The sequence below is a fragment of the Enterovibrio litoreus genome (genome assembly GCF_045679545.1).
Lineage (GTDB): Bacteria > Pseudomonadota > Gammaproteobacteria > Enterobacterales > Vibrionaceae > Enterovibrio.
In genome coordinates this window covers 500,395-511,953 of record NZ_CP166195.1, presented here as the reverse complement: position 1 = coordinate 511,953, position 11,559 = coordinate 500,395, and the positions used below count along the sequence as shown (strand labels likewise).

General features: G+C 46.4%; 9 protein-coding genes. 7 read left to right on the top strand and 2 right to left on the bottom strand.

Annotation, left to right across the window (positions count from 1 at the left end; all coding sequences use genetic code 11):
- Positions 1–368 precede the first annotated feature (368 nt).
- The 6 genes from AB8599_RS17865 to AB8599_RS17840 all read left to right on the top strand — a co-directional run bounded on the left by AB8599_RS17865 (position 369) and on the right by AB8599_RS17840 (position 7,941).
- Complete coding sequence (locus AB8599_RS17865; RefSeq protein ID WP_407334249.1) at positions 369–3,059, top strand: response regulator; 2,691 nt, start codon at positions 369–371, stop codon at positions 3,057–3,059.
- The gene (locus AB8599_RS17860) at positions 3,049–4,806 is read left to right on the top strand and encodes an EAL domain-containing protein (RefSeq protein WP_407334248.1); all 1,758 of its coding nucleotides are present in this window, start codon (positions 3,049–3,051) and stop codon (positions 4,804–4,806) included. Before AB8599_RS17865 ends, AB8599_RS17860 begins: the two co-directional genes overlap by 11 nt.
- 105 nt (positions 4,807–4,911) lie before the next feature.
- Complete coding sequence (locus AB8599_RS17855) at positions 4,912–5,100, top strand: hypothetical protein (RefSeq protein WP_407334247.1); 189 nt, start codon at positions 4,912–4,914, stop codon at positions 5,098–5,100.
- Between the two features lie 119 nt (positions 5,101–5,219).
- Complete coding sequence (locus AB8599_RS17850; RefSeq protein WP_407334246.1) at positions 5,220–5,864, top strand: DsbA family oxidoreductase; 645 nt, start codon at positions 5,220–5,222, stop codon at positions 5,862–5,864.
- A gap of 67 nt (positions 5,865–5,931) precedes the next feature.
- The gene (locus AB8599_RS17845) at positions 5,932–7,140 is read left to right on the top strand and encodes a low temperature requirement protein A (RefSeq protein ID WP_407334245.1); all 1,209 of its coding nucleotides are present in this window, start codon (positions 5,932–5,934) and stop codon (positions 7,138–7,140) included.
- Positions 7,141–7,146: 6 nt separating this feature from the next.
- On the top strand, positions 7,147–7,941 hold the full coding sequence (locus AB8599_RS17840) for an ion transporter (protein WP_407334244.1): 795 nt from the start codon (positions 7,147–7,149) through the stop codon (positions 7,939–7,941).
- A gap of 63 nt (positions 7,942–8,004) precedes the next feature.
- Here AB8599_RS17840 and AB8599_RS17835 read toward each other — a convergent pair whose 3' ends face one another.
- Together AB8599_RS17835 and fdhD are read right to left on the bottom strand one after the other, a co-directional pair.
- The gene (locus tag AB8599_RS17835) at positions 8,005–8,487 is read right to left on the bottom strand and encodes a GNAT family N-acetyltransferase (RefSeq protein WP_407334243.1); all 483 of its coding nucleotides are present in this window, start codon (positions 8,485–8,487) and stop codon (positions 8,005–8,007) included.
- A 643-nt stretch (positions 8,488–9,130) separates the two neighbouring features.
- Positions 9,131–9,967: a formate dehydrogenase accessory sulfurtransferase FdhD gene (gene fdhD, locus AB8599_RS17830; RefSeq protein WP_407334242.1), complete on the bottom strand. Its 837-nt coding sequence runs from the start codon at positions 9,965–9,967 to the stop codon at positions 9,131–9,133.
- A 330-nt stretch (positions 9,968–10,297) separates the two neighbouring features.
- Between fdhD and AB8599_RS17825 the strand changes: the two genes are divergently transcribed.
- Positions 10,298–11,548: a sarcosine oxidase subunit beta family protein gene (locus tag AB8599_RS17825; protein ID WP_407334241.1), complete on the top strand. Its 1,251-nt coding sequence runs from the start codon at positions 10,298–10,300 to the stop codon at positions 11,546–11,548.
- Positions 11,549–11,559: the final 11 nt, after the last annotated feature.

The following is an 11,559-nucleotide window of genomic DNA, read 5'->3' as shown; positions in this document are numbered from 1 at the left end:
CCGAGTTGGGGGATGAAATCGAGGTTTTTGATAGTTTGTGTTTCATATGTGAGACGTATGAATGCAAAGCACTTTTTCGAAATGGCTTACCAGCATTTTTGATGGCGTTGCAGGGGAAGGATCAGGGCGTTGAATTATTTTCTCAGAGGCTGTTTGAATGGCAATTTTATCGATGTCGCTGCACCAAGTTGGCAGTGAAGATAAAAAGACACTAGTTTTAAATAGAAATTCATTGGCTCATCAATAAGACGACAATGGGGATTTCCTTATGCTGACAGCGCATTGGGCTGCCCGAAACGTCAATGTTTATTTGGCGAGCGATGTAAGGCGCACAGCGCTTGTATGAAACAAGTCTAAAGGAAGACCCAATGAAAGGTTTGGTGAAGAACGAGCCGCTAATCGTGCTTGTTGATGAAGATCTCTCTCACATTGATTTTCACCAGCAGGTATTGAGCGAAAGTGGCTATTGGCTCCGTTCAGTGGCAACACCTGCGAAATTAACTACGATTTTGGAACAGCATCCGGTCAATATTCTTGTCCTTAATATGGACTTCAATTTTGAAGGCGGTGAGTCGTTAAACGCAGCCGTAAAAAGAATCCGGCTACTTTCGACTTGTAAAGACACTCGCATTGTTTTGACATCAAATGAATATTCCCCAGAAAAAAAACAAGCCGCTTATCGATCCGGCGCGAGTGATTTCTTGACCTATCCCATCGCGCCGGATGAACTTTACCTAAAAATGGAAACGCACCTTGTTGCGGGTGCCCGTAAAGGTATTTCAGGTGCGTTGAGCCGCAGCTTTAATTTGTTGTCTGAAATGAATATGGCGCTTTATCCGCTTGTCGCAACGGCGGTGAGTTGCACGCAAATGCTGAAACAGACATCACTGAGCAATAAGCAATCTGTCTATGTTGAAAGCATTAGTGGGGCCATGAAGCGCGCGTCAGTTATCGGCGACAACTTGCGTGATTTTGAAGAATTGTCGGTTGGCTCTATTGCGCTCGAAAATACGCCCTTTGATCTTGGGCAGCTATTGGAGAGCCTGCGCGACTACCTTGTCGGTGAGGCGGAAAGCCGTTCTGTGGAGTTGCTGTTTAGCGTGCCATTGGATGTACCTCGTTCGCTGGTTGGCGATCCGGACAGATTGCGAAGAATTCTGCTGAATTTAATCACCGAAGCCATTGTCATCGGTGGCGGATGTCCGATCATTTTAAGCATTAATGCGGGAACACTTTCTGAATCGAGCGTGACGCTTGAATTTGCGGTGCATCAAAACATCACTGAAGACGCGTCGCCATGTAATGATTTGGATGAACTTGCCGAACGTGCGTCCATGGCAATGTCTGAGTTGGATGAATCACTAAACCTACTTATTGCGTGTTATCTCATCGAAAAAATGGGTGGCGAGATCCATCAAGAAGGGATGGGGGAAGATTCCGGCATCTATTTCAACCTTGAACTTCAAGTCGCCAAAGTCAGCACTGACAAAAGCTTTGCCGTACCCGTTGATTTGCGTGGACTGAGAGTGTTGGTTGTTGATGACAATCCCTCATCTATCGCTGTGCATTCGGCAATTATCTCTTCGCTCGGCTTTCATTGTGAATCTGCCATCGATGTCGACAGTGCGTTTCATGCCATAGAAGAAGGGTACTTAGATCTCGACGGAGAACCGTTTGATCTCGTGTTACTCGATTGGCATATGCCCGGCAAAAAAGGGTTTCATTTGCTTGAGAAACTGCAAAGCGACATGACGCCCGAACAAATTCCTTTGGTGATTGTGATTAGCGCCTTTGACCGCGCTATCATCGAGAAAGACCGTGGAAACGGGAAAATTGATGGCTATTTGCATAAACCCATTTCGGCTTCCGTGATGTTTGACACCATGATGGAAGTGTTGGGTAGAAACTTGCCTAAAACCCACCGTCGTGTGTTGTCAGCGCAAGGCCAGTCAAACGGTGTCACCGTGAGTGGAGGCGGAAAGCGTATTCTTGTGGTTGACGATTTGCCCATTAACCAGCAAATCGCCCGAGAAATATTGATCAGCAATGACTTCCAAGTCGATATTGCCGATTCTGGTCGACAAGCCTTATCGAAAGTGTGTCCCGCGCCAGAACTCTACGATGCCATTTTGATGGATCTGGAAATGCCTGAAATGAACGGGCTCGAAGCAACTCGGATTATTCGAGAAACGGCAGATAAAGCATCGCTGCCAATTTTTGCGTTAACCGCCCATACCATGGAGCGCGACCGCCAGCGTTGCTTTGATGCTGGTATGAACGAACACATATCCAAGCCCCTTGATGCTGCCGATTTACTTCAGAAATTGGCGGTTTATCTTGAGTTAGCGGTGACGTCCACAGACACAGCAGCAACAAACGTTTTGGTCTCGAATGACGAGTATGAATACGTGGATGTCAGTGATGGGATCAAGCGGGTGATGGGCAATGAAACGCTCTATTTCAAATTGCTGAGTGATTTTGTACACCAAGCCAGATCGCAGGAAAACCAAGTTTGTACGCTTATCGAATCCGGTAAGTTGACAGAAGCGGCCGAGAATGCGCATACCATTGCGGGTAGTGCAGGGAATTTGTCCGTTATTGCGTTGAGAAATTCTGCCAAGCAACTACAAAACACCCTGCTAGCCCTGGAAGATCACCAAGCGCCTTTGAGTCAATTTCGACGTGACATTGATAATGCCATTAAAGAGATTGGCGACATTTTGCTGAAACGGAGCAAAGTGGCGTTATCTGCGGTTGCTTCTTTGAATAAAGAGACATCAGTACAAGACAAACCAGACAGCTCTTCAAAAAAGGAAAGGTTCCAGGAAAGGTTGCTCGATCTTGAATCGCAAGTCATGGCGCAAGACATGATGGCCATCGATAACTACTACAAGATGCTGGTTGATTTTTGCGAAATGGCGACCAAGCTCAAGCCGATCGGAGACAAACTGATTGAACTCGATTATCCCCAAGCATTAGTCGTGTTGAAAGCGTTTAAGCGCGAACAAGGGCTCAGTGAGGAAACGGTGGAAGTGGGAGGCAGACCGAATGCAGGTTAATCATGGTGCTGTAGACAAAGATACGGTGTTAATCATTGATGCGTCCCCGAATAGCATTCGCATTCTCAACGCCATACTCGGTGAAGAGTATCGGGTTATTTTTTCTACCACAGGTGCCACCGCGCGGGTGTTGATGAAGTCAGAACAGCCAAAACTCATCTTAATGGATGTCGATTTGCCTGACATGGACGGTTTTTCGCTTTGTCAGTCATTTAAGAATGACCTTGCTACAAAAGACATCCCCATCATTTTGTTCACCGAACATCAAGAAGATGAAGAGAGAGAGATGGGTTTACGAATTGGTTGTGCGGACTACATTTCCAAACCCGTTTCACCGGCAGAAGTGAAATTGAGAATTTACAATCAACTGCGTATTCGTCGAAATGAAGAGTTGATTATGCAGCGAGCCTTATACGATTCGCTAACAGGGCTAGCAAATCGCAATTTAGCGTTGGATCGCTTGCGCCATGCCATTGCGCATGATTTACGACGTGGGCTATTAACCGGGGTCATGCTGCTTGATATTGATAACTTCAAAATCATCAATGACACATTAAGTCACGATGTTGGTGATCAGGTACTGATTGAATTGTCACGGCGCATTTCTAAGGCTGTACGAGAAGTCGACACCGTCGGGCGTGTGAGTGGGGACGAATTTTTGATTGTACTCCCCGGGCTACATCAAACTGAAAATGCTAGTCAGGTTGCCAGCAAACTGAGAAAAGCCCTGAACCAACCCATTCCTATCAATGGCGGTGGCGAAGTACATGTTACTGCCAGTATCGGTGTATCAATTTCCCCGCTAGATACAGATGATTTCAAACGATTATTCGCGAATGCAGACATTGCTAAGCATCAAGCGAAAAATGGCGGGAAAGATTCATATCGTATGTTCACGTCTGAAATGAATGACAATCTACACCGCCGCTTGCGGATTGAATACCACCTTGTCTGGGCGCTGGCGCGAAATGAATTTTCCGTCGTTTACCAACCATTGGTTGATCTTAAAACCGATGAGGTCGTGGGAGCAGAAGCCCTATTGCGTTGGAACAACAGTGAGCTTGGGGCAGTGTCACCTGTCGAATTTATTCCGATTGCCGAGCAGACCAATATTATCAACGAAATTGGGAAGTTTGTTCTCATCAACGCCATTCATGATTTTGCCCATCTCAAAAGTGCTTCAGGCAATTTACTCAATGTTGCCGTGAATATCTCGCCGCAACAAATTCGACTGCCGAGCTTTATCGAGGATCTTAAAGAGATCATGGAAAACGAAGGGTTCACGCCAGAAAGGCTTGAACTGGAAGTAACAGAAGGTCTGCTGCTGAGTAATCAATTACATGTCAAAGAGGTGATATCCAAATTGCATGATATGGGATCGGCGCTGTCGATGGATGATTTTGGCACAGGCTACTCCTCGTTGAGCTACTTGCTGCAGTTTCCTTTTGATGCATTAAAAATTGACCGAGAATTTGTTGATGGAATCACAGACATTGAACTCAACGAAGCACTTGCGACGGCCGTGATCTCCATGGCACAAGGGCTCAAAATGAAAACCGTCGCAGAGGGTGTTGAAACACAAGAACAGCTTGAAATGCTCAAATCAAAAGGGTGTGATTTAGCGCAGGGCTACTACCTCAGCCGTCCTCTTGCCATTGACGCGTTCCGTTCGTTTTTGGGTGTTGAAGATGCAATGGAAGCGCAATCTGATGACAGCGCGTCTGAGACCGAGAAAAGCGAACTCTAAGCTTGCAACGCATCGTCATGATGTCCGTCGTTGTGCCTTTTTCCGCAGTGAGTGAGTCTTTTTGGCTATGCTCAAGATTAATGTGAGAAAAAGGAGGGAGACAAGATGAAATTGATTGTACTTTTTTTGATGGTTTTGTTTGTATCAACAGGGTGTCGTTTGACTAGCATTGAAGGCGAGACTGAAGACGTTGAGATTAAAGTCAATTCAAAAGACCATGGTGATAACGACGATGATAATCGCTCTGACGGGAAATTTTGCCCACCGGGGCAAGCCAAAAAAGGGCGCTGCTAAGCGCTTTTTTTTCATCTGAGCTAAAGCTGAGTCAATGTTGGTTACTAAAAGTTAACTGGTTGACGGTCGGGTGAAGGTTACTATAAGTTACCTTTTTGTCTATTTTCATTGAGGTTGCCATGAGTAAAAAAATCAATATTGATATCGTCTCAGACGTCGTTTGCCCGTGGTGCATTATTGGCTACAAACGTTTAGACAAAGCCATAGAAGAATTGGGTCTGCAAGAGCATGTGGTCATTGAGTGGCAACCCTTTCAGCTTAACCCCCATGTTGGCCCGGAAGGTGAAAACTTACGTGAGCATTTGATGAAAAAATATGGCACTAGCCAAGAAGACAGTGTGCGTTCACGCCAACAACTGAGCAGCTTGGGGGCAGAGCTTGGCTTTACGTTCAACTTCTTTGATGAGATGAAAACCTACAACACGCGTGATGCACATTTACTGCTCGACTATGCCAAGTCACAAGGAAAGCAAATGGTATTGCAGCAGCGTCTTTTTGACGCCTACTTCTCGGAGCAGCAGGATATTTCTAGTCGAGAGACACTGGCTAAATTAGTGGCAGATGTTGGTTTGAATGCCGATGAAGCGATGGCGGTGTTAGACGATGCAGAAGCAGAGAAAGCGTTAGGCAAAAGCCAAACTTATTGGCGTGAACTAGGTGTCTCTTCTGTACCAACCATTGTGTTCAATCGAGAGAGCGCTGTCACTGGGGCACAGCCGGTTGATGTGCTTAAGCAGATTTTGAAAGAAGTGCAATCTCAATAATAAGACCATTGATGCTTTGAGCGTTCATTAGAATGCCCTCAAATAAATCGGTGACAAGGAAGTACAGATGAATTTGTCGGCACACCCCCTGTGGCGAAAACCAAAACACCACCTAGATACTGAAGCATCCAGTGACCATGTACATTGGATGGAGCTTTTTTATGATTTGGTGCATGTCGTTTCCATCTTTGTGCTTGGAAACTTCTTGAGTCATCACCTCAGTGTTGCAGGGTTTGCTATCTTTGCCTTGTTGTTTATTGTCGTCTGGTTTGCTTGGTTCGATCTTAGCCTGTTTAACTCATTGTATGTCAGCACAGACATTTATCATCGACTGCTCATGGCTGCACTGATTGTCACTGTGATGCTAATGACGGCGTCCATCAATACGATTGACGCAGGTGGGTGGAGTTTCTTTGCAGTTGGTTATGCGTTAAACCGTTTCATGATCGGGGTGCTTTATTATCGTGCACGCCGTATGGGGAATTCAGAAGCCTCACTCCCCAGTGAAATGGCGAGAAATTACACGATAGCAGCCAGTATATTTGCAGTGAGTGCGTTTGTTCCTCAGCCTTATGGCTATGTTGTTTTCACCTTTGGCATGTTGGTGATTTGGGCGGGCTTTGCGTTGCCCAAAATTGGCACGATCCGCTTTGAGCGCATTATTCCCAGACTTGGTCACATGGCAGAACGTTTTGCATTGTTGTTGCTGATTGTTGTCGGTGAAGGTTTTTTCAAACTAGTGATTACCTTGTCTGAAGTGGGCGTTGACAAGGTGAGGTCTGATGTATTTGTTAACTACATGATAGGTGGATTTTCAGTCTTTGCGATGGCCTGGATTTATTTTGACTTTGCTGGCAACGGGAAGCCACGCAATACCGATAAGCGCACTTTGATTCAATGGACGTTGTCTCACCTTCTACTCATGCTTTCTGCAGTATGTGTCGGTGTGGCGTTGTCCGCTGAAGTGAAAATAGGCTTTTGGGATCACTACCCATTAAAATACGCGATTCTGGGCTGTTTTGGCCTTGCGGCATATCTTTATAGTTTACTGCTCATTCAAAACGTGATTGAAGAGCGTGAAGCACACCGTTTTGCGACAGCCAAAATACGCTGGGTTGGCATAGTACTTTCATTTTTAACCTTGGCGTTGGTGTCCTTTGTACCCGCATTGGTGGGGAATTTTATTTGGGGCATGGCGCTGTTCTCGCAGATCATCATCCCTGCCACGAATGCCTATCGGATATTTTCTGCCGAAGAAGCGCACAAAACAGGCTGATAGTCAATGCGAACGTTGGACAAGTTGGATAAGGCGTTACCAGAAACGGTCAGCCCATTTCAAATAGCCGTGTTGGTACTCTCTGTCTTTGTGGTGCTCTCCTTGATGGTGGAAGTGCTGTTTCCGTTATCGGATGAAACGAGAGAGATCCTGCTTTATGTGGATACGCTGATCTGCGGCGTATTCTTTATCGATTTTGTACAGCAGTTTCGCGCCGCCAAATCTAAGCTGGAATACATGAAATGGGGATGGTTAGATTTGATTTCGTGCATTCCCTTAATGGACGTGAATCAGTTTGCACGTATTCTGCGTGTCGTGCGGTTAATACGTGCCATAAAATCCATTTCGATGCTCACCCATGCCATTAGCGAAAACAAGGCCTCTTCCTCGCTACACTTTCTGATCGCTTCTTCACTTATCATGATGGTGTTCGGTTCCATCTACGTACTTTATCTTGAGCGTGGTATTCCTGGTGCCAATATCCAGACTGCTGCCGATGCATTTTGGTGGACTTTCATCACGATCACCACGGTGGGCTATGGCGACTTTTATCCCGTCACGTTGGAAGGTCGTATTGTGGCCATTCTACTGATAACCATGGGGGTAGGCATGTTTGGTAGTTTCACTGCTGTGTTTGCTTCTTGGTTGATCGTGGAGCCTAAGAATGCGGAATCTGATGAGCGCGAGCAGAGGTCGTTAGACAAAGAGTCACAGGAAAGAGCGGAGCTTCAAGCTGAAGTGCAGTTGCTTCGAGAGGAGATTCGGGATCTCAAAATGTTGATAAAACAGACGCGCCAGTGATCTTGCATACATACCCAAGCATCTTTAGGTTGCTTGGGTATATATGATGCACGGATATATTCGTCATAAATCCAAATGCAGCCTTAACATGTCTTTATGTTGTACCCCTTTTTCCCAAATTGGCTCGTCATAATTATTTAAAAAATGATCTTTTATCACGCCTGATACACGAAATCCCATCCGTTGATAAAAGGCAAGTTGATAACCAAATGTCCCTGTTCCTAATTCTAATCGTTTCATTTTCTTGTTTCGTGCGAACTGAATAACGTGCTTCAGAAGATCTGTCCCACACCCATTGCCGCGACATTCTGGTGAGACGGCAATATTGAATAATTCAGCAAGATAAGTATCAGTTTTTTTGACTACGCAAGCAGCAACGACTTGCTTATTTTGAAACCCAGCAAAACACCAAGAATCTAATAAATAAGACGCAATGCTTGCTGCTGATGGATCGGCTTCCAAAAGCAATGATGGGGGGACGACACTTGGCGCCACTTCCGCGAATGTTACTCTGCTGGCTAATGGGCTTTTAAGGGTACTTAGCATGTTACACACCACTTGATGGATTCATGTTTAATATCCAGTTCCTGTTTTTCTAATGGGTTGATTGGTCTGAATCACAGCCTTACAGCCTTGCTAGGTTGCCAGAGTATCGAAAAAAACAATGGCATCAACATCACGCATTGCCCACATTTTTGGCGTTTTATACAAGCAGGTGCGTGGGATTATCACAAATGGGTCAGCAGATTTGATCTGGCGAAATGTATTTATGACTGCTCTAAATTGTGTCTTGCTAATTTTCGCCTAAACATCATTTCTTTGATATGCCATTCCAAAATGCACACGATGAAACAGGCGGTAACAACCATCAGCAAATAAAGTGGAAAGTGTTGAAAAAAATCTTCGATGACAGCGGGATCTTCGAATAAATATAGAGCGATAAATCGTCCGCTTATTAATGCAATGCTACAAATGAGAAGCCTTTTTGAAACGTAATTCAACATGCCATTACGACGTGTTTGTTTCCAGTTGAGGAATTGATGATCCTGATCCATGGTGAAGCAAAGCCTTCGTTAAACGTTAGCTTCAGAGGATAATTTTTTATTGGACACAATTGGGTGACAGCTCACTATTATGCGATCTGATTAATATTAATTTGCACTTTGTTACAATTGACGTCCATCAATGCCTATCGGTTACCTGCACGATTGTAGAAGCGAGGGGCGTCTTTTCGGGGAAGGTGTATTAAGTTGAGGTTGGTTTGGATGGCAGTATTCACAGCCAGTGAGGTAGGTGTGCCTAGCGTAATCAATGTACCAACGCCCGCCAATACGGCTTTTTGCACCAACTCGACGCTGCATCGACTTGTGACGAGAAGTGTATGAGACGCGTTTAGTACTTTGCCGCGTAATGCCGCCCCTAGCACTTTATCAAGTGCGTTATGACGTCCTATGTCTTCGCGACAAAGCAAAATATCCCCCTCCGCACTAACCAGCAAAGCAGCATGTATCGCCCCGCTGATATGGCCGAGCGACTGCCATTGGCGCAATGTGTCGCGCAGCTTAAGGATCTTGTCATTGTGCAAAGGCTCTGCATGACTCAGCGCATCCAAGTTGGGTATGGCATGTTCCAACGATTCCGCACCACAGATGCCACACCCTGTTCTTCCCGCTAGGTGACGCTTAGTGAGCGACATTCGCGCGTGGGCCCGATTCGCTAAGGTGACCTGCGCGAGCAAGGCATCTTTTTCTGTTTCCACCGTGATCTCGTGGATCTCGCTACTGTCACGAATAATGCGTTCACTGTAGGAAAACCCATAAATAAAATCTTCGATGTCTTGCGGGGTCACCATCATCACAGCGTGGCTCACACCGTTATAGCTGATCGCGACAGGCGTTTCTGTTGGCAAGGTAGAAAAGCATGTTACGTCGTTCTCATCATCCATGTAGTGATGAAGAGAATGAGGGGGGAGTGTCTGATCGCCTTGCACCATTGAAGCAGCAGGGCTGGTTTTGGGTTTTGTCATTGTTGACTCATGGTTGTGTGCGCGTACTTGATTCAATATCGGTCCGCGACAGCGGGATTGGAGCGACCAACTAGATGGCCTTTACAACATAGCATAGTGCTAACCCGAGAAGTGTACTCACGTAGTTTGCGAAAAAGTGATTTACGCCTTGTCGCAAACGCATTGCCTGCAGGCGCAATTTCGCACTCTGCCCTTGCTGAGCGTCTTTACCATGAATGAGATAGCGTGGCGGTTTCCCGCCCGACAGCGATGAAATGACTACACTTTTGGTGCAACCCGCCTCCGTTTTCATCAGGGGGATTGGATTCATCCGCGACTCAGGACAAGGGAATGACAGACTACTCAGGATTCGGATTGTTTAAACATGCACTTACCTTCCATGAAAACTGGCAGCGTGTTTGGCGCAACCCCACACCTAAACCTTATTACGATGTCATTATCGTTGGTGGTGGTGGACATGGCTTAGCAACCGCGTATTACCTTGCGAAAGAGTGTGGCGTGAAGAACGTGGCCGTGATCGAAAAAGGCTGGCTAGGTGGCGGCAATACTGCGCGAAACACCACCATTGTTCGCTCGAATTATTTGTGGGATGAAGCGGCGCAGCTTTATGAGCATTCCCTCAAACTTTGGGAAGGGTTGTCGCAAGAATTGAATTTCAATTTGATGTTCAGCCAACGCGGCGTGCTTAACCTTGGCCATACTTTGCAAGACATGCGAGATATTGAGCGTCGTGTGAGTGCCAATCGCTTAAATGGGATTGATTGCGAAGTGCTGAATACGCAAGCGGTTCAAGACTTAGTGCCGTTGCTCGATTGCTCCGAAAATACCCGTTATCCCATCATGGGTGCAAGTTGGCAACCGCGAGGCGGCGTGGCAAGGCATGATGCGGTGGCTTGGGGTTTTGCGCGTGCAGCAGATCAATTAGGGGTGGATTTGATTCAGCAAACCGAGGTGACGGGTTTGCGTATTGAAGACGGTAAAATCAAAGGCGTAGAAACCTCAAAAGGGTTTATCGGCGCTGAAAAAGTGGGCTGTGTCGTGGCGGGGAACTCCGGCGAACTGGCACGCATGGCCGGGATGACCTTGCCGATTGAATCGCATCCTTTGCAGGCCATGGTATCTGAGCCACTTAAACCGTGTATTGATACCGTGATTATGTCCAATCAAGTGCATGGTTATATCAGCCAATCTGACAAAGGCGATTTGGTGATTGGTGCAGGTATTGACGCTTACAATGGCTTTGGTCAGCGCGGCTCGTTCCCTGTGATTGAGCACACCATTGCCGCCATTATCGAAATGTTCCCTTTCTTGAGTCGTGTGAGAATGAACCGCCATTGGGGCGGCATTGTCGACACCTGTCCCGACGCATGCCCGATCATCAGCAAAACAGACATCCAAGGGCTGTATTTTAACTGCGGTTGGGGAACGGGCGGCTTCAAAGCCACACCTGGTTCCGGTCATGTGTTCGCCCATACCCTTGTTAATGACAACCCTCACCCCCTAGCAGCCCCGTTCAATATTGACCGTTTTGTGTCGGGTTATTTGATTGATGAGCACGGTGCAGCGGGTGTTGCGCACTAACTACACGCAGT

What these genes read in the sequence shown, in the direction of transcription:
- AB8599_RS17850 (WP_407334246.1), top strand. Translation starts at nt 5,220, where the DNA reads ATGAGTAAAAAAATCAATATTGATATCGTCTCAGACGTCGTTTGCCCG.
- AB8599_RS17860 (WP_407334248.1), top strand. Translation starts at nt 3,049, where the DNA reads ATGCAGGTTAATCATGGTGCTGTAGACAAAGATACGGTGTTAATCATT.
- AB8599_RS17825 (WP_407334241.1), top strand. Translation starts at nt 10,298, where the DNA reads ATGACAGACTACTCAGGATTCGGATTGTTTAAACATGCACTTACCTTC.
- AB8599_RS17835 (WP_407334243.1), bottom strand. Translation starts at nt 8,487, where the DNA reads ATGCTAAGTACCCTTAAAAGCCCATTAGCCAGCAGAGTAACATTCGCG.
- AB8599_RS17865 (WP_407334249.1), top strand. Translation starts at nt 369, where the DNA reads ATGAAAGGTTTGGTGAAGAACGAGCCGCTAATCGTGCTTGTTGATGAA.
- AB8599_RS17855 (WP_407334247.1), top strand. Translation starts at nt 4,912, where the DNA reads ATGAAATTGATTGTACTTTTTTTGATGGTTTTGTTTGTATCAACAGGG.
- AB8599_RS17840 (WP_407334244.1), top strand. Translation starts at nt 7,147, where the DNA reads ATGCGAACGTTGGACAAGTTGGATAAGGCGTTACCAGAAACGGTCAGC.
- AB8599_RS17845 (WP_407334245.1), top strand. Translation starts at nt 5,932, where the DNA reads ATGAATTTGTCGGCACACCCCCTGTGGCGAAAACCAAAACACCACCTA.
- fdhD (WP_407334242.1), bottom strand. Translation starts at nt 9,967, where the DNA reads ATGACAAAACCCAAAACCAGCCCTGCTGCTTCAATGGTGCAAGGCGAT.